18 protein-coding genes are annotated in these 17,518 nt (G+C 56.1%); 3 read left to right on the forward strand and 15 right to left on the reverse strand.

What is annotated here, in order from left to right:
• The first annotated feature begins 21 nt into the window (after positions 1-21).
• A complete protein-coding gene (locus tag NITLEN_RS12625; RefSeq protein ID WP_121989974.1) occupies positions 22-264 on the forward strand; it encodes a type II toxin-antitoxin system Phd/YefM family antitoxin in 243 nt (80 codons plus the stop codon).
• Positions 261-524: a Txe/YoeB family addiction module toxin gene (locus tag NITLEN_RS12630; protein WP_121990177.1), complete on the forward strand. Its 264-nt coding sequence runs from the start codon at positions 261-263 to the stop codon at positions 522-524. Before NITLEN_RS12625 ends, NITLEN_RS12630 begins: the two co-directional genes overlap by 4 nt.
• A 197-nt stretch (positions 525-721) precedes the next feature.
• Here NITLEN_RS12630 and NITLEN_RS12635 read toward each other — a convergent pair whose 3' ends face one another.
• The 13 genes from NITLEN_RS12635 to NITLEN_RS12695 form a co-directional block, all read right to left on the reverse strand.
• Entirely contained in the window at positions 722-1,963 is a 1,242-nt protein-coding gene (locus tag NITLEN_RS12635; protein ID WP_121989975.1) for a multiheme c-type cytochrome, read from the reverse strand.
• 26 nt (positions 1,964-1,989) lie between these two features.
• Positions 1,990-3,285 carry a multiheme c-type cytochrome gene (locus NITLEN_RS12640; protein ID WP_121989976.1) on the reverse strand — a complete coding sequence of 432 codons (1,296 nt, stop codon included), beginning with the start codon at positions 3,283-3,285 and terminating at the stop codon, positions 1,990-1,992.
• Positions 3,286-3,294: 9 nt separating this feature from the next.
• On the reverse strand, positions 3,295-3,747 hold the full coding sequence (locus tag NITLEN_RS12645) for a PDZ domain-containing protein (protein WP_121989977.1): 453 nt from the start codon (positions 3,745-3,747) through the stop codon (positions 3,295-3,297).
• A gap of 76 nt (positions 3,748-3,823) precedes the next feature.
• Positions 3,824-4,648 (reverse strand): ethylbenzene dehydrogenase-related protein, encoded by an 825-nt coding sequence (locus NITLEN_RS12650; RefSeq protein ID WP_181416846.1) that lies wholly within the window; start codon positions 4,646-4,648, stop codon positions 3,824-3,826.
• 110 nt (positions 4,649-4,758) lie between these two features.
• Positions 4,759-6,012, reverse strand: a complete 1,254-nt coding sequence (locus NITLEN_RS12655; RefSeq protein ID WP_121989979.1) for an NHL domain-containing protein — start codon at positions 6,010-6,012, stop codon at positions 4,759-4,761.
• Positions 6,013-6,051: 39 nt separating this feature from the next.
• Positions 6,052-6,333 carry a twin-arginine translocase TatA/TatE family subunit gene (gene tatA / locus NITLEN_RS18570; protein ID WP_121989980.1) on the reverse strand — a complete coding sequence of 94 codons (282 nt, stop codon included), beginning with the start codon at positions 6,331-6,333 and terminating at the stop codon, positions 6,052-6,054.
• A gap of 25 nt (positions 6,334-6,358) precedes the next feature.
• A complete protein-coding gene (locus tag NITLEN_RS12665; RefSeq protein ID WP_121989981.1) occupies positions 6,359-7,171 on the reverse strand; it encodes a tetratricopeptide repeat protein in 813 nt (270 codons plus the stop codon).
• Between the two features lie 26 nt (positions 7,172-7,197).
• The gene (locus tag NITLEN_RS12670; RefSeq protein WP_121989982.1) at positions 7,198-8,316 is read right to left on the reverse strand and encodes a hypothetical protein; all 1,119 of its coding nucleotides are present in this window, start codon (positions 8,314-8,316) and stop codon (positions 7,198-7,200) included.
• A gap of 109 nt (positions 8,317-8,425) precedes the next feature.
• On the reverse strand, positions 8,426-10,192 hold the full coding sequence (locus NITLEN_RS12675) for a B12-binding domain-containing radical SAM protein (protein ID WP_121989983.1): 1,767 nt from the start codon (positions 10,190-10,192) through the stop codon (positions 8,426-8,428).
• A gap of 270 nt (positions 10,193-10,462) precedes the next feature.
• Positions 10,463-11,416 carry an ethylbenzene dehydrogenase-related protein gene (locus tag NITLEN_RS12680; RefSeq protein ID WP_121989984.1) on the reverse strand — a complete coding sequence of 318 codons (954 nt, stop codon included), beginning with the start codon at positions 11,414-11,416 and terminating at the stop codon, positions 10,463-10,465.
• A gap of 99 nt (positions 11,417-11,515) precedes the next feature.
• Positions 11,516-12,493: a TorD/DmsD family molecular chaperone gene (locus NITLEN_RS12685; protein WP_121989985.1), complete on the reverse strand. Its 978-nt coding sequence runs from the start codon at positions 12,491-12,493 to the stop codon at positions 11,516-11,518.
• A gap of 234 nt (positions 12,494-12,727) precedes the next feature.
• Positions 12,728-13,321, reverse strand: a complete 594-nt coding sequence (locus NITLEN_RS12690) for a 4Fe-4S dicluster domain-containing protein (RefSeq protein WP_121989986.1) — start codon at positions 13,319-13,321, stop codon at positions 12,728-12,730.
• A gap of 143 nt (positions 13,322-13,464) precedes the next feature.
• On the reverse strand, positions 13,465-14,463 hold the full coding sequence (locus NITLEN_RS12695) for an inorganic diphosphatase (protein ID WP_121989987.1): 999 nt from the start codon (positions 14,461-14,463) through the stop codon (positions 13,465-13,467).
• Positions 14,464-14,675: 212 nt separating this feature from the next.
• Here NITLEN_RS12695 and NITLEN_RS12700 point away from each other — a divergent pair, with 212 nt between their 5' ends.
• A complete protein-coding gene (locus tag NITLEN_RS12700) occupies positions 14,676-15,767 on the forward strand; it encodes a WD40 repeat domain-containing protein (RefSeq protein WP_121989988.1) in 1,092 nt (363 codons plus the stop codon).
• 82 nt (positions 15,768-15,849) lie between these two features.
• Here NITLEN_RS12700 and NITLEN_RS18165 read toward each other — a convergent pair whose 3' ends face one another.
• Positions 15,850-15,999, reverse strand: coding sequence for a hypothetical protein (locus NITLEN_RS18165; RefSeq protein ID WP_181416847.1), 150 nt, complete (start codon positions 15,997-15,999; stop codon positions 15,850-15,852).
• A gap of 70 nt (positions 16,000-16,069) precedes the next feature.
• On the reverse strand, positions 16,070-17,512 hold the full coding sequence (locus NITLEN_RS12705) for a sigma-54-dependent transcriptional regulator (protein WP_121989989.1): 1,443 nt from the start codon (positions 17,510-17,512) through the stop codon (positions 16,070-16,072).
• Between the last annotated feature and the right edge of the window lie 6 nt (positions 17,513-17,518).

Raw genomic sequence — 17,518 nt, forward strand, 5'->3', positions numbered from 1 at the left:
ACTCGTCTGGGAGAATCTGCCATGACTACGCTCAAAGCCAGCGCCGCTCGCTCAAAGCTGTATCGACTGATCGATGAAACCGCAGCCTCACACGAACCGATTATGATCGCAGGGAAACGGTCAAGCGCGGTGCTGGTGTCCGAAGAAGATTGGCGCGCGATGCAAGAAACCGTATATCTCCTTTCCATCCCCCGCATGAGGCAATCTATCCGCAAGGGAATTGCGACGCCTATCGAAAAATGCTCGAAAGCCCCCGGATGGTGAAGTGGCAACTCGTCTTTACGAAGCAGGCTCAGAAGGATGCAAAGAAGAATGCTGCGGCAGGCCTGCGAGAAAAAACCGAGCGCTTGCTGGAAATCCTTCGGAAAAACCCATTCCAGACTCCCCCTCCCTACGAGGAATTGGTCGGTGACTTAGAAGGCGCTTATTCGCGAAGAATCACCATTCAACACAGGCTCGCCTACCAGGTGCTCGCACCGGACAAAACTGTGAAGATCTTGTGTATGTGGACCCATTACGAATAGCCCTCGTCACCGATTCCTCAACCATCCCGCCAAGGGCATCTACAATTCTCTGCACATCTTCAAGATGAAGTCGCCGAGCTCCACAATCATCTTCGAGTAACATCCATCGTATCTCGGCAAACGTCGTCGGCTCTCGCGTGCGCGAAAACCGTCCTGACTTCTGCAGAAAGCTACGCGTCGCGAGCGATGAGATGCGGCTACTTATTGATGGGAATGTTCTCGGTGCGTTTGACGATGTCGATCGCCTGGAAGACCGGATCTTGCGATCCCTTGGAGGCTTCGGCTTCGACACGCTGGAGGAACGGCGCAGGCCCTGTGATCGGCGCGTAGTTGAGTGTTACATCGACGTCGAAGGTCTTCGTGTCTTTCGGAGTGGGGAAGGTAAAGGTCTCGACTCTCGTTTCATCAGGTTTGAGAACCGTGTCTTCCAACACTTTCGCCGCCTCAAAATCAAAGACCGTCTTCTGCCCCTTCGCATCGGCATAGGTCCGGCCATAAATCCGCTTGTCAGCGAACACCGTCTTCAGATTTTTCCCTTTGATGTCGAGATCCAACACCACCGACGCCCAGGCCGGATGAGTCGTGGGCAGGTTATGCGGCACGAGGCTTTGTACTTTCACAATGACGGTCGTCTTGTCCCCGTCGATCTTGGTTTGCACATCCAGCTTCGCTGCTTCCTGCCGTAGCTTGCCGATGCGCCCGGGGAACGTATGGTTGGCCACTTTGCGCTTTTTCTCGCCGTTGGCCGACTCCCCGACCTGCTCAGGCATATGGCAGCTCTGGCATTCTTTGCCGGACTTCACCGCCTGGCTCTGCTCGTAACTTCCGAGCAAATCGTTGGCCTTGCCCAGATTCGCCGCCGAGGGCACGGACTGGTGACAATTCAGACAGAGGTCGGACTTCTGAAACAGTCCCAGCTCCATCGATTGATGCGCGAGATTCTGAACAAAATCTTTGTAGGGGCCATAGAGCGTCTTGCTGCCCAATTCATACTTCGGTTCCGGCGGATGCTTGGCTCGATCGACCTGCTTGATCAAATGGCATTGTGCGCAGGCAACACCGTCCAACGAGGGATCACCCGACTTGGCCTGATCGACAAACAGCTGGGCCTGCTCAGGAAATTCACGCACGTGGGGCGCGTGGCAACGGAAGCACATCGCTTTGTCTTTGCCTGCAGAGGAATTCAGATAGGCATCCAGCGAGGCACGGAAGGCCGGCGAATGGATCGACTTGGAGAGCGGAGAGGTTTCCCACTCTTCAAACACGCGCTCATGGCACCGCTTGCACTTGCTGGAGCTGGGAAAGGCTTTTTCGATTACGGCCTGAGACTTCGCATCCTGCGCATGCAAGACAGGCTCGCCCCCGCTCCAGACCGCCAGGACACCGACAAGCACTGCGGCGCCCACGACGACCTGCTTCATGCGCCCGAATAACCCCACGTCATAATCTCTTTTCAATATTCACCCTACAATGTCTTGACGCGATAGGTCAGGAGACGCGGCTGTTGGTACTCATCAAGCACATGCTTGGCCTCGTCCCGCTCCTTGTCGTTCTTCAATGTCGCCAGATAAGCTTCCCGCAGAACCGGCTCCGGCGTCGGAATCAAGGCATAGCTCAACACGGCCTCAACCGAGGCTGGTGTCGAACCCGCCGGCATCGAATAGGCAAACGGCACCTTCCTCGTATTGCCGCCCTTAATGAAGGGATCCGGAATCGGACCGCGCAGAATTTTGTCATACGGCAAACCAAACCGCTTCGTCTCTTCCGCTAAGACCTTGCCTGCCGCGTCTTTGACGGTGATGGTGAGGAGCACCTGCTTGAGCACCGGATCCCCGTCAGGGAAACTGTGGGGGAGACTGCCCATCTTGACCAGCGTCGTGCCCTCCACCGTGTTGTTCGACTTCGCCACCTCGATATCGACACGCGGCATCCATTCCGCCTGGAGATTCCGGTTTTTTAACAACGTGCCGGGAATAACAACGCCTCGAAACCAGTGCCGGCCGATGGCTCGCGTCATCGATCCGCGTTTGGACGTCGAACTGCCGGTCGAGGGCTCCATGTGGCAGTCCTGACAGATCGTCCCCTGGAGAATTTCCCCCGGCAGCTCCCGCTTCGTCACATCCTTCACTTTGTCGAAATGGCAGGACGTGCAGTAATTCGCTCCGCGGAACAGATCGGACTGCGCCCCGATGTGCACGAGGTTTTCTTCCGGATTCGCAAAGGGGCCATAGAGCGTCTTCCCCGGCATCAGCTTGAAGGTCGGCGGAGGACCGGGCGTCGCGGAGACGGCACCGATCATGTGACACGTGGCGCAGCCGATCCCTTCGACCTGCGGTTTTCCGGCTAACACCTGCGCCACAATCTTTTCTGCATGCTGGGGGAACACCGTCGTAGACGGAACATGGCAGGACAGGCACCGCTGCTGTTCATCGGGAGTCGGCTTCGTCTGCATCCACACGCCCAATACGGTTCGAAAGACTGGCGACTCCAGCGAGGTCCCGTGCAAGAGCGCGGCATCGACACGGCCGAAGGTTTTCAGATCCGGCGTCTGCTCCCGCATACCTTTCCACTCTTCATAGTGGCGGTCATGACATTGCTTGCAGTCTTCAGAGCGGATGAACACGTTCTCGATTTCGGCCACCCAGTCGGGCGTTACCGGAGCATCGGACTTTTGCGCAATGGCCCGCTCATGCGAGAGCGCAGTCAGCCCAATGGCGAGCAGAAGAAAACATCCGATGGTCAGGCGTCGCGTCAATGACATCTGTTGCTCTTAATCCCGCTTGCAGCCGACAAAATGAAAATTCACGCCCCACCCGACCGGATCGCCGGGATCAGCCGGTTCATAGGTCCCGAGGGTAAAGTTGCATTCCTTCATCGCTTTTTTGATCGCGATCCCAAAATCCGTCATATTCCTGATTTCCGTCTTATCGATTTCCTTGATGACGGATCGCACTTTGATGCCGGCATAGTCGGCCCGGGAGTTCCCAATCACTTCGAATACGGCGACACCCTTCGCCTCCTGCAGCTTCAGCTCTTTCCGAATATCCTCGTCCACCGATCCAACCATCACACCGAATTCCTCGCCCAACCTAACCGCCTCATCCTCGGTCATGACCACGGCGTCAGCCGCCCACGATACCGCAGGCGCACCGCCTGCCATCGTGAAACCTGACAGACAGATGGCTAGGAAAAGACTCCGACCGAAGCGAAAGGAAATGGTCACGAATCGTTGGCTCCTCATAGCGATACGGTTACGAGTCACCGACAGATGCGACTGCCGATTTATTAGACCAGGGAACTTAGAGCTTGGCAATCGGATCAATAGCCAGCTGGAACCAGGGAGCCACGGACTTCTGTCCGTTGCGCTCTTTGTTCTCGCCGTTCCACACTGCGAACGAGACGGTCTGCACACGACCAGGGATGAGCTTCGCCTCATTCTCTTGCTCTTCGCTCACCAGCGGTCGGCGCATCACGACACGCCATACGCCGTCTTTCCATTGCGCCTTTCCTTGAATCCGTCCCTGCTTCTCCTTGGTGGTCAAGGTGCTGAATCCTCCACCGATCAGATCTTCCACGGACGAGACCCGCCGGGGAATGACTTCGAACGTGCGCACGCCGCCTTCCTTCTTTTCGGCTTGGCGGGAGGCGCGACGGTCGATATCGCTCTGCCAATCGGCTTTCCAATGCCAGATGTTGATGTAGTGATCGAGCTGGCCCATGCAGAAGAATGCCGGCGCGTCTCCGAGCGGCAATCCGATGGCGACGCCGTCTCGAAAGGTCCCGGGAGTCAGGCGATCGTTCTTGGTATTGTCCTGCCACTCCAACAGAAATGCGATCTCGGTGCCGTTATGGAGAGAACGTACGACGAGTGCCCGCGCCGTGGGCTCAGGCCAGACCGGACGCGTAATGACTTGCCCGCTGAGCGGTACCGTTAAGGAAGGAACGTTGGCCCAGGCCGCATCGTCAGGAGTCGACGGTAGTTCGCCCTCGACGAAATAGGACCGGATGGTCATGCCCGCTGAACTGACCAGCGGAATTCCCAACCCGCCCAGGACACTTCCGATAGCGAAGAGGCCGGCAAAAAACACCAGCAGAAGAGAACGGGACTGGCTGAGATTCGTCATTCGCACCATGCAGATGATTGCAGATGATTCGAAGTTCGACGGTCGCCGCCTGGTCACAGTAGATTACCAGACAATTCGCCGAGAGGCCAGACACACCCCTAGGTGGATCCCTATGACAGCTTGACCCGGCGAATTTTGTTCTCGCCGCGTTCGCAAATATAGAGATGATCCTGCGAGTCGAGCGTCAATCCGACCGGTGAGTTCACCACGGCTTCGATGCCCAGCAAGCCGTCGCCGTGCTTGACCGTGCCGGCCGATTCTTTGGCGACAAACCGCGCGGCGCCGCATCCGCCCATGTTCTTGTCTTCATATCCGCTGTCGCCATTGCCCGCCACCGTGGTAATCGTGCCGGTTACCGCATCAATCCGCCGCACACGATGATTCATGGTATCGGCGACGTAGAGATTGTCCTCAGCATCAAAAACGACTCCCTCGGGCGCATGCAGCATCGACTTCACGGCCGGTTTGTCGTCGCCATCGTAACCGTACCGACAGATCCCCGCCACCGTAGAAATGATCCCGGTCTGCATGTCGATCTTTCTCACGCGGTTGCTGCCCTTATCCACGACGACGATGTTGCCCTTGCTATCGACAGCCATTCCGACGAGATCATAAAGGCGCGCTTCCGTCGCGGGTTTCCCGTCATCCAGATACATCGACAAATCCAGACCATCGGAGCAAACCGGCATCAGCCAGCCCTGGTCATCGCTGAAATCGATGCCGATCGCATCCCCGGAAAGCACGACGAGGCTGCGCGCCACCAACGGCTGCTCGCGCGATTCATCTTCCGCCGTCCAGGCGCCGGCCACCGTCGTCACCATCCCGGTCCGCGCATCGAATCGGCGGACTTTATGCGCCTGCGTATCGGCGATGTACATGACATCATCCCGATCGAATGCAATCGCGGCAGGCCAGGTCAGATTCACTTCAAGCGCCGAACCATCGCCATTGAACCCGTGCTGGCCGGTCCCGACGACGGTCGTAATGACACCGGTCTCCCGATCGACTCGGCGAATCCGGTTGCTGCCGGAGTCGCAAATGAAGAGGTTATTCTGTGAATCGAACGCGACATCCAGCGGCAGATACAGGCCGGCTTCTCCGCAGAGCCCCTCATCACCGCTGTAGCAGGTCTCCCCGATTCCGGCAAAATTGTGCAGTGTGCCCTCAGCAATATTGACTCGCCGGATACGATCCGACCCGGACTCGGCAAAATAGAGCCACTTCTCTTCTTTGTCGAGCGCGACATGGTGCGGGAGCGGAATTCCCGCTTTCACCGCCCGCTTCCCGTCACCGGTACTCCGGGCCTTCCCGTTTCCCGCAAAGGTCTCGATATAGCCGCCGGCTAACTGCAGTTCTGTATCCATAGACGTCTGTGCGTCTCCACTTCACATCGGAAAGAAAACTTACGCGCGCGAGGCCGGTTGCGCGACGGCAGCCGGCTGATCGACGGTCATCGATTGAACCGGAGCCGCGGTAATGGCCTGCGCCGGAGCTGCCGCTTGTTGCTGCGCGGCGAGTGCCTGGGCCTCGGCCTCAATGGCGTCGGCCTCGTGCACGGACTTCTTGAAGCCCTTGATGGCTTTGCCCAATCCCTCTCCCAGCTGCGGCAACTTGCCGGCGCCGAAAATGATCAGCACGATCACGAGAATGAGGATCAGCTCTGTGAATCCAAGACTCCCAAACATGATGGACTCCTTCGTAAGGGGTAAATCAGGATGCGGAACTTTCTTTGGCCTTTTTGGCGAACCGCTCTTTCAACCGCTTCCGCGCTTCTTCCGCCTGCTCGAACATTTTGCACTTGTCGTACACGCTGATGAGATTGTAGTACGCCAACGGCTCGTCGGGATTATTCTCGACGGCGCTCTCCATCACCTTGATCGCCAGGTCGGACTTCTTGTGATTCAGCGCGATCTCCATCAACTTGAAGCTGGCTTCCAGATGCGTGGGCTCGAGTTCGAGCGTGCGCATGTAACACTGGATGCCCATATCGATCGTGTTGTAGTCGGACACCAGGGGATTATCCAGTTCCACATACACGCTGGCGAGATTGTACCAGGCGATCGGATCTTCCGGGGTCATCTCAACCAGGCGCTCGTAGTAATCCTTGGCTTCCATGAACTTCTTCTTATCCGCATAGACCCGGCCCAGATTGAACAACGCAAGGATGTCATGCGGGAAGACTTCAAGCGCATGCTTGAATTCGGCCTCGGCTTCGTCGGCCATGTTCTTCGTAGCGTAGATGGTCCCAAGATTCGAATAGTACATGGCGAGCGAGCGATTCATCTCGGCGCGCAAGCCCTCAGCCATTTCAATCGACTTCTTGACCTCGACCAAGGCATCGTCCATCCGCCCTTTGCTGAAGTACAATTCACCCAACCGGCAGCGGGCTTGGAAATCGTCCGGCTCTTCCGCCAGCAATTTTTCGATCGCCAGGATTTCTTCGTCGGGTGAGAGCGGTTGATCTCCAGGATCCAGCGCGGTCGCCGTTTGCGTGGGTTCATTGCTTGGGTTCGTTGTGTCCATACATGCCCCTGTGTCAGTTGCGGTGATTATACCTGTTCGGTTGCCAGGGCATCCGAAGAGCCCATAAGCGTATTCGTGGCGGTCGCCGGAGACTCCGAGACCGCCGGTCTGACCCGATCCATCGTGAGCAACATCACTCCTAAAAGTACCATCAGCGTGAGATTGGAAAAGAGCAACGCATATCCTGCGATAAACATCAGGCCGATCCCATACCCCGCCAGCCGTCCCATATTGAGCAGCTTAATGACGGTATAGGACCAACAGAGCAGCCCCCCCATGTAAATGGCAAAGGGCAGATAGAAGGTATAGCCCATGCCGAACTGGAAAATCCACCCGATCCCCTGGGAGGCTTGCCGAACCCCTGATGCCAAGGCCGGATCATACAAGCCGAGCAGATAATCGGTAAAGATGAGGGTGGTGAAGATCGTCCCCGTCGTCGCCCAGAACCAGATTGCCCGGCTCCGCTGAACGCGGTTTTTCGTCTTGAGCGAAAGCCCCTGCCCATAGGCCACAAACGTCAGAAAACTCGCCAGCACCATCAAGGCTTCGCCGATTCGATGGGCCTCATACACGAACGGCGGTGCCGCCACGGTATTCGCCACGCTGTAGGCCGTAGAAAGAATCTGATAGTAGAGCCACCCGGAAATACCGACGTAAAACGTCACCCCGAAAATCCGATGGGACCGCTGCTGCTGCGTCGAGACATACTCGAACATGAATAACGTCAACGCCAGAAATGCCACGACGTTATAGATCAACGACCCGATCATGCCGGAAGGCACCACTAAGAAGGCCGCCGTTAGGAGCAGCAGCAACACCACACAGCTCATCGCCACCTTGGTTGCCCGGCTCACGTCCTGGCCGGCGCTTCGATTGACCATCGTCAACCCCAGCGAGAGGAACAAGAGGATCGCCACGATGTTGAGCAGCCAGGTTCCAATTTCCGTAAGCGTCGTGAAGGTCGGAGTGATCCATGGATGCGCGACCGCCATCTTGCTCAGATGCATTCCCAGCCGAGAGACCAGACGATAGAGCACCAGCTCAAGGAATGAGGTCAGCAGGACGAGCTTGATCGTATATTCGAACATCGGGCCGTAATCGCTGATCCGGCCTGAAATCCGATCACTCATCGTCGCGCTTTTCATGCCCCTCGTACACTCCAACCAGCAAGGGTTTGATTATAGCTGTCGCAAAAAAACAGGGTCAATGCCGGGCCGCTGCCACCGTCCGAGGATACACGGACACACTGACCGGCTACGGCGTTTCGACGGGCTGCGCCTTTTCATGGGCGATATAGAGCAATCCGTCCGCCATCGAGTAATTGAACGGCAATTCACACACCACTTCACTCACCCGTTCATACACATGCTGATAGAGCTTCTCTGACTCGTCCGGCGTCATCCCCTCTTGCACCTCATAAAAGAATCCCAGACTCAAATCTTCGGCAGAGGGCCGCATGATTCTGCGTATCCCATATCCCCCAGGATCGCTCATGATCGGAGCTTCCTTTTCAAGATCGAACAGGCAGGGTTGGCAGGAGAATCCGAACGACTCGTGCAGCTTCTTGTTCTCCACGATGAAATTCATCGTTTCCAGCGCTTCTTCTTCCTTCTCCGTGGGAAATCCGACAATGATGTAACAGTGCACCGCAATGCCCAGGTCCACGCAGTCGTCGGCAATTCGCCGAACCCACTCTTGCTTGATGCCCTTCTTCATGAAATCCATAATGCGCTGATTGAAGGACTCCAAGCCGAACACGATCTTGAGACAACCGGCGTCACGCATGGACGTCAGAAGTTCGCGGGAGAGGTTCTTTTCGAACCGCATTTCACAGGTCCACTTGATATCCAGCTTCTGCTCAGTCATCTGCTGGCAAAGCCGCTTCGTGGGAGCCAGCGCAAAACATTCATCGGTAAAAAAGAAATTCTGCGCCCCATACCGCTGCTTGAGCCATTTCAGCTCTTCAATCGTCCGGCCCGGCTCCTTCTGCCGAAAATTCTGGTGATCAAGCGTCAGGGCGCAGAACGCGCAATCTTTGTAGTAGCACCCGCGCGAAAACTGAACCGGCAAGACCGGCTCCGGCGAGAGATATTTGTCGAGCGGAAACCCATCATAGTTCGGTGCCGGCAACTGGTTCACATTCTCAGAGTAGAACGGCTGGTTGACCGTGATTTTTCCATTCTGGCGATAGATTAGATTCGGCACCTTGCTGAAATCTTTTTTGCCGGCCATCTGATTGACCAGCTCCAGCAACGCCGTCTCTCCCTCAAACACCACAATGTCGTCGGTGATATCGAACAGGCTCGGGCAACGACGAATATTATCGACCAAGCGGGTAAAGATGCTTCCCCCGATCGTAATATGCAGGTCCGGAGCTGCTTCCTTGATCAATCGGCATAGCGTCAGGCCAGGAATAATCTGCGACGTGGCCGTAATCGACACGCCGATCAGATCCGGACGATCGTTCACGATGGACGGAATAAATTTGTCGCGGAATAGGCTGATATAGGGATTCTGAGCTTCATCTCGAATGACCTTCATAAGATCTTTCGAGGAATAGATCGAATAATTGCTGAACTGATTATCCACAACCGTCAATCGGGTTGGGAAATATACCGACGACACCAGCTCCAGCCATTTATCGATCATAAAGAGACTGCCGCGGTAGGCATCGAGGTCGTAAAACGCCTCGCTGCGCAGCGTCTCTTTGGCCAGCTCCACGCGATCAATCAAATAGGGAAATCGGTCGAGCGACTCCGCAATCTTAGCGGCATGCTCACGACTTCCAGGGCCACTCTCTCCGATCGTACTTCGCTCCAATTCCCGCTGCTTCGCGAGCAATTGCTCATGCACCTCCGCTCCAAATGAGCGGGTCAGCAGTTGGTCAAGCAGCTCAATTCCGAGATCCCGCTGAGAGACGTCTTTCACGCCGCCCTGATGCAGAAATCCGGTGAGAGAGGGAAGACTGAGATACGGTTGAGAGGGATGCCAGGTAGGCGGAAACAACAACGAGACTTTCATGGAAACCACTTTCTAATATCTTCGGAAAATCAGATAGTTTCGAATGATTTCACTCACCGTTTATACACTCCCGTCTTCTTCATTTGCAACCCTGCTGTAGCACACTCTGCGAGATAGAGAGAGACCTGCCTCACGGGCCCGCAGCACCCGCGCAAAAAGAAAAAGCCCCGGGTCAATTCGCCATTCACATAGCGCAGACCCGGGGCCATTTTCTCACTTTACCTCAACGCATTCAGCGATGAGCGATGGTCTCTCGCGAGACCGCTTCACTCACGGAAGCTTGAGCGTGAACCAAGTGGAGAGCGCCTTCATACCGTTGCGCTCAATGTTGTTTCCATCCCAGACTGCAAAGGCGATGGGCACAGACATTCCCGGCTTGAACTGCGTGTCGTTCGGATCGCTGGTCTCCAGGCTGCGCTTGATAACCACGCGCCAGGTCGGACCAGTGTAACCGCCACCCTTGACGGAGCCTGACGGCTCCCACACACCGTTCCCGAGCACATCCTGATGGGCCTGGGTGGTGAGGGTGCTGAATCCGTTGGCATTCAAGTCTTCAACCGAGCTCACGCGGAGCGTCGGGTCTGACATGATGTTACCGGACCAGATACCTGAATTGAATGGTCCAAGGCTCCGACCGATCCGATCAGGATAGGTCACGCCACCGGCCGGCTCTTCGAAATAGTAGTCCCAGAAAATGCCTGGGTACTGATCGTCCACGTCCCACATACCCGCGCTGTCCTTACCAAGATCCTTCTGCCATTCCGCGTTCCACCGCCAGATGTTGGTGGTTCCGCCGGACTGACCCATGCACTGGAACGGTGGCGCACCTGATGTGGTCACCGGGAACATGATCGCAGCCTGGTCGCGGAAATCCTGCGGACCAATGGCTGTGTCATTCTTGGTCTGATCGCTCCACTCTACACGCAGGCCGAGCTCCTTACCGTTGCTCATCGCCTTCACGAACATCGACTTGACGGAAATGTTCGGGTGCATAGGTGTCGTGATCAGCTGACCGCTCAATGGAACGATTACACCAGGGACGCTCTCCCACAAGGGGTTGGCGCCATCCATGGGAATCGGTCCCTTGACTGCCTTCGCCGGGATCGTCACCGGCTGGCTGACGGCCAAGGGCACTTGCCCGATCGTCAGCATGACGCCGACGACGAGGGCAGAGAGCAGAATGCTAAACACCAATTTCTTGTTGGTCGTCTGCACAACTCTCATACAGCAAATCCCTCCTCTCAAATTAATGATTAAATAACATCGCCCAAAATAACTGCCGTATAACTACCGTCGAGAAAACGAGAAATAATTGCTCGGAACCTACGCGGTTCCGACTGGTCCGCCCTCCTCCTTGTCCTTATCCTTGTCCTTCACATCTAGAAAGGACTGCGCGCCGACTTCGTTCAACAATACGCTCAACTCATTCCCCTGATCCTGCGCGCCACACTCGTACGTCTGACCTTCGGGCGAATTAAAGGTCGCCGGACGATAATCTGTTTCCGTATAGGGCTGCGGAGTCACGCCAAGGAACGCGGTCTCGAATTCAATCCAGTCAGAAGTCATGTCCGCGACGATCTTGAACAGTCCGGAATCAGACTTTTTCGTCAGCATCCGGCAAAACAGCGGCACCCATCGCCCGATGTGATTTTTGACAAATTTTTTCTGCGCGTCCACAACGATCTGCGTCTTGTCGGCACCGTCATGGCAGCGGGAATACGACTCTTTGTAGGCCAGGAAATGCATGAACTCAAACTCAACACTGAGATGGTCGAGCCGCTCATGAATATCCTTCGACAATTCGACGCCGAACGCCTTATAGAATCCGGCGATGTCGCCCATGGTATGGGATTGCGCAAACACGTGATCGTTACCGAAGAGGGTTTCATAGGGAGGACAATCCAGCGTGATCACGTTGCTGAATACACGCCGATGCTCCGATTGAAGATCGCTGAGCTGCCAGTTGACGCATTCTGACGCCACCAGCTTTTCGACATTATCTAACTGCTTTTTCAAAGCAGCCAGCTTCAGCTTGGCGCGATCTCCACCCTGATTGGCATCCAGAGCTGCCTGGAGAGCATCCAAGGCCGCGCGACCGTCTTCGACAAACTCCCCGCACTGCAAGTAATCAAGAAACTCCTCGTCCTCAGGATACAAAAGGCTCCAAGAAACAAGGAGATATAACTTGCTGCGATTGAGCGCTCGCTCAACGGCGGGAGAATCTTTGATCGTCGGGGTATTATTAGGAATAACGGCAGCAGCGGTAGATGTTGCAGTCTGCACCGATTGTTTACTCGTCATGACAATTGTCTCCTGGATGTGGGAATCAACCCAGGCCTCACAACTCACATAACTTCAGAACCAGCACTACCTTGACCTATCACGGGCCTGCGTATGATAGGTAAAGGTCATAGGGATGTCAAGCAAGAACTCGGACTTCAATCCATAGATTTCAGCCCGTTTACTTTTTATTTATTCCCTCTAGACATTTCAATTCACCGCTTCAGAACAGTTGATTTAAATTTCCATCAACTCTCAGAGCCCGGCGAGTTGTCGCGCGGGTATCACGCGGATCGCCACGTGATCATTGACGGTATTACAGATATGTTCACACATGCCGCAACCCACACAACCCTCTGCGGACACCTCAAGCCGCATGGTTGAAAAATCCATCGATAAGGCATCCACAGGACACTTCGAGACGCAAGCATGACACCCCTGACCGGCCGTGCACAGCCGCTGAGACACCTGCGCCACCCCGAGGCGAAGATCAGATATCCGATCGATCGGCCGCAATGCGTCCGTCGAACAGGCAGTAATGCAAGGAAGATCGTCACACAAAAGGCAGGGCGCCTGGTCGGCAACAATCACCGGGGTGCCGTCCCCGGCATGGCAGACAATCGCACCCGGATCGCAGGCCTTGATACAGTCGCCGCATTTCGTGCAGCGATCCAGAAACAAGACTTCTTCTACAGCCCCCGGCGGACGCAGCCAATCCGTCCGCAAAACCGGAGCCGGCGCCTCAGGCACAGCATCGACCTGCTTGGAAAACTCCTGCGCCGCCTTGGCGACGGACATCACAGAATCTTTCAGAAAGTCTCGCCGGCCATATGAAGGGTTAGATGCCATGATGCTCGTTGAGTCAGCAGATAATCAAAACGCCTATTCAACGAAGCTGCAGCGAGTGAACGTCCGACGTGCACCCTCGCGGGACGCAGAAGCCTTGAACGATGCGAGAACGACGCTGGTAGGTGCTTTCATCATTTCTGCACCTACATGACGCCGTCAGCCCGCAACTTGTAAACTTCCACGCACCGGTCGCAGCCGCCGTACTCAATATCCCATCCGGGATGATTCTCGCGGATGAAGTCCAAGACATAGGGCTCCAGCTTGGTGCCCATATCTTCCACCCATGAATAGGTTGGAAAGCGGCAGAGCGGGCAGGGAAAGCCCGGCATCAGCATAACCTTATTTTCCGTCTCTGGAACCTCGCCCCCTTCCACATCGACCGCGCGATCCATCACACGCAAGGTATCGGTCGACATTTCGATTAACTCAGAATGGGTGAAATACGAGATCTGCCAAAGGCCTTCGAATACCGACTTCAACTGGGGCGGCGCGATCTTCCGGTACCACGACCGAAACTCCTTGAACCGATCCTCTTTGCTCAGCATCGGCTCCCGACCCGCCGCGCTCAACCGGCTATCGACGCTCACACTCCACAGCACGCGGTAGCGCTGCAAAATCAACGTTTCTTCTCCGGAGTTCTGTCCGACTTTCGTATCAGGGTCATATCCGAACACCGGATCGAGCATGTCCGAGATGTGCATCAGTTCATGGCGGCAATAGCGGGTCAAGGCGGGATCATAGAACCGTCGCGGGATCAGCTTAATACCCACACCCTTCATGCCCTTGGCCTCAAAATCTTTGGCCAAATCCTGCTCGACCGATCCCCACTTGCGAAGAATGTCGACGCCTTCCTGATCCTCTTTCAGCACGCCTTTCACCAGCACAATCCCGACCTTATCCTTTAAGAGCGGATATTCGTTGAACGAATCCCGAATAATGTCGGAGAACCCCCACGTACCGAACAGATACTGATACAGCTTCTTAAATTCCCCTTCCCGATCCTCAAGCATAAACTTCTCATAGATCGGATCGGCATGCTCATGAAACTCCTTATAGTACGTCGGATCGCCTTCGCGCTCCGTCTTTTCCACAAAGGAGTCGATTACCTCTTGCAGCAATGCGGGTTGAAATCTGATTTCCATTGGAAGCCTCGAAAGAATGGATGTGACGAGCACTCAGTGCGTTGACACCACCGGAATCGCCTGTGCGGGAAATACGGCGCCCCGCGCCACCTTGACTTGAACGCCAAGCATCTCTTACGATCTCTCAGCGCTGACGAGAGAAGTATACTGGCCCCAAAAGCCGATTTGCAATCAAGGGAGGTCCCTAGCCCTCCCGGTGAGTGGAGCACTCAATGCCTGAACACACAATGACACCCTCCCTGCCCGGCACCCCTCCGATAGCGACGCCCCCGGCGCCGCCTATCGACTTTCTCGAATACTGGAAAACCGATTGCCGGGAGATCAAAACCTTTCGAGGACACTCCCACGGCGTCTGGGCCGTCGCCTTCTCGCCGGATGGACTGACCCTGGCCAGCGGCGGAGCCGAACGCCTGGTGCGCATGTGGGATATTGAAACCGGCCGGCTCCTGCGCTCACTCCGCGGCCATACCAACGACATCCGCGCCATCGTCTTTACGCCGGACGGACTCACCCTCGCCACCGCGAGCGAAGATCGCACGATTCGCCTGTGGAATCCGAAGACCGGCGAACCGACCAAGCTCCTGTTCACCCGGTACGATCACAATGTATGCAGCCTCTCCCTTTCGCCGGACGGCCTCATGCTCGCGCGCGGGAGCCACAATAAAGACATCAAGATCTGGGAAGTCACCACCGGCACCGAATTGATGACCCTCCTTGGCAAAGACCAATACGATCACCACTGGTCTGTCTGCGTCGCCTTCTCGCCTGACGGCATCCACCTGGCGAGCGGCACCGACATCGGAAAAATTAAGTTGTGGGAAGTACTCCCGAGCGGCGAGGAAAAAGTCTTGCACGACGGGCACTGGCAGCGCGATGCCGATGACTCCACTGAAACCCGCGGCTACTTTATTGAAGATGACGGTGGATTCCAAAAACCGATGGACTACTGGATCGGCGCCATGATCTTCACGCCAGACGGCAAAACTCTCATCACCGGCAGCCGCGACAAAACCATTAAGTTCTTCGAAATGCCGAAGCTGATTGAGAAAAAGAGCCTGAATGGACACACCGCCTGGGTCAGAACCCTGGCCATCTCCCCTGACGGGAAAGTGCTCGCGAGTGCCGGGGACGATAACACCATCAAGTTCTGGGATATCGCCGCCGGTCGGCACTTCAAAACAGTGAAGGGCCATACTGCCGGCGTCCGCCAAATTACGTTTTCCCCGGACGGCAAACGGCTCGCCAGCGCCTCCTGGGATCGCACGATCAAGCTATGGGAAGGCGGAGCCGAACCGACCGAGTAAATCTAGCAGTTGCTCGTCAGCCGGCCGCGTGAGGCCGGCTGACAACAGCCCCTTCAATAGTATTCTCACCCCCAGATTAGCCTCAGACCTCTTCCTCTTCCACATCCTCAACTGCCTGCTTCAACGCAGAGACAAAGGCTTCCGGCTGAGCCAGGGCCGCCTCTGTCAGCTGAAATTCAGACACCAACACGCCGGCTTTATCGACAATGACGAGACGATACCCTGGTTTCATACCGTTCCTTTCAGGATCACAGATGGGATGGGACGGGAAGAGAGAAGAGATGGGACAGCGCGGGCATTATCTATTCTTCTTCTCCCTCGTCCCTCGCCGAGGGGATGCCGTAGCGTTTGCACTTTTCCCACAAGGCTTTGCGGGACAAACCGAGGATTTTCGATGCGGTGGTGCGACTCCCCTCCACCCGTTCAAAAACAGAGAGGATGTACTCTTTCTCAAATGCTTCTCGGGCCGTCGAGAGCGCGGTGAGCGACAGCTCTTTCTTCTTGGGCTTTCCGGTCAGGCCCTCATTGCAAAATCCGCAGGACTCTTGCGGTTCCCCGCCCTGATAGGGGCAGGCCTGAAAGCCGCACAGATCGGACGGCTGAATCGGCTCCCGATCACGGCCCAACGCCACCGCACGCTCGACCATATTCTCCAGCTCGCGCACATTACCCGGATAGGAATAGCGAATCAGCAGCTCTCGCGCCGGCTGTGAAAATCCGCGCAGCTTCTTGTTCATCTTAGTTGAGCAGGTCTGCAACACATGATCGGCGATGATGCTGATATCTTCCTGCCGCGCACGCAACGGTGGAATCACCACCTGAACGACATTCAAACGGTAAAACAGATCCTCTCGGAAGCGGCCCGCCGCCACCTCTTTCCGCAAGTCTTTCTGCGTCGCACAAACCAGCCGCACATCCACATCGATCGTCTGGTTACTCCCGACCCGTTCGAACTTCCGCTCCTGAAGGACACGCAGCAGTTTGACCTGGACGACCGGCGAGATCTCTCCGATTTCATCCAGGAATAAGGTGCCGCGATTGGCCATTTCGAACCGGCCCCGCCGCTGACGCAACGCGCCGGTGAACGCACCCTTCTCATGCCCGAAGAGCTCCGCCTCCAACAGCGATTCCGGAAGAGCCGCACAACTCACTTTGATCAAAGGGTAGTCACGACGCGGGCTGTTCTGATGCACGGCATTGGCCGCCAGTTCTTTTCCTGTGCCGCTTTCACCCAGGATTAATACGGTAGAATCCGTGGCCGCCACCGTCTTGATCTTATCCAGCACGGCCCGCATCTTCGTATTGGATCCGAGAATGCCGCCGAAGCTGAACTTATCCTCCAAGATCTCTTTCAGATCCTGATTCTCTTTGCGCAGCGCAACCACCGTCCCCGCGCGTTCGACAATCAGCAACAGCTCATCCATTTTGAACGGCTTGGTAATGTAGTCGAAGGCACCGAGCTTCATCGCACCCACGGCAGTTTCGACGGAGCCGTGCGCCGTAATCACCACCACTTCGGTCTGCGCCCGCGCCTCTTTGGCCGCCTTCAACACCGCCAGGCCATCGGCGCCCGGCAGTCGAAGATCGGTGATCACGAGATCGTATTCCCGTCGGCGCGCCTCTTCGATCCCTTCGGTTCCGGTGGCGGCGGCGCAGACATCATGGCCGACCGCTTCCAAGGCATCGACGATGGACAGGCGCATCAATGGCTCATCATCGACAATCAAAATCGTAAGAGCCATCATGCCCCT

The sequence above is a fragment of the Nitrospira lenta genome (assembly GCF_900403705.1).
GTDB lineage: Bacteria > Nitrospirota > Nitrospiria > Nitrospirales > Nitrospiraceae > Nitrospira_D > Nitrospira_D lenta.

Bases quoted from the DNA above. Each gene is read 5' to 3' on its own strand.
- NITLEN_RS12690 (WP_121989986.1), bottom strand. From the start codon at position 13,321: ATGGCATCTAACCCTTCATATGGCCGGCGAGACTTTCTGAAAGATTCT.
- NITLEN_RS12655 (WP_121989979.1), bottom strand. From the start codon at position 6,012: ATGGATACAGAACTGCAGTTAGCCGGCGGCTATATCGAGACCTTTGCG.
- NITLEN_RS12695 (WP_121989987.1), bottom strand. From the start codon at position 14,463: ATGGAAATCAGATTTCAACCCGCATTGCTGCAAGAGGTAATCGACTCC.
- NITLEN_RS12625 (WP_121989974.1), top strand. From the start codon at position 22: ATGACTACGCTCAAAGCCAGCGCCGCTCGCTCAAAGCTGTATCGACTG.
- NITLEN_RS12705 (WP_121989989.1), bottom strand. From the start codon at position 17,512: ATGATGGCTCTTACGATTTTGATTGTCGATGATGAGCCATTGATGCGC.
- NITLEN_RS12650 (WP_181416846.1), bottom strand. From the start codon at position 4,648: ATGACGAATCTCAGCCAGTCCCGTTCTCTTCTGCTGGTGTTTTTTGCC.
- NITLEN_RS12700 (WP_121989988.1), top strand. From the start codon at position 14,676: ATGCCTGAACACACAATGACACCCTCCCTGCCCGGCACCCCTCCGATA.
- NITLEN_RS12675 (WP_121989983.1), bottom strand. From the start codon at position 10,192: ATGAAAGTCTCGTTGTTGTTTCCGCCTACCTGGCATCCCTCTCAACCG.
- NITLEN_RS18165 (WP_181416847.1), bottom strand. From the start codon at position 15,999: ATGAAACCAGGGTATCGTCTCGTCATTGTCGATAAAGCCGGCGTGTTG.
- NITLEN_RS12680 (WP_121989984.1), bottom strand. From the start codon at position 11,416: ATGAGAGTTGTGCAGACGACCAACAAGAAATTGGTGTTTAGCATTCTG.
- NITLEN_RS12685 (WP_121989985.1), bottom strand. From the start codon at position 12,493: ATGACGAGTAAACAATCGGTGCAGACTGCAACATCTACCGCTGCTGCC.
- NITLEN_RS12670 (WP_121989982.1), bottom strand. From the start codon at position 8,316: ATGAAAAGCGCGACGATGAGTGATCGGATTTCAGGCCGGATCAGCGAT.
- NITLEN_RS12640 (WP_121989976.1), bottom strand. From the start codon at position 3,285: ATGTCATTGACGCGACGCCTGACCATCGGATGTTTTCTTCTGCTCGCC.
- tatA (WP_121989980.1), bottom strand. From the start codon at position 6,333: ATGTTTGGGAGTCTTGGATTCACAGAGCTGATCCTCATTCTCGTGATC.
- NITLEN_RS12665 (WP_121989981.1), bottom strand. From the start codon at position 7,171: ATGGACACAACGAACCCAAGCAATGAACCCACGCAAACGGCGACCGCG.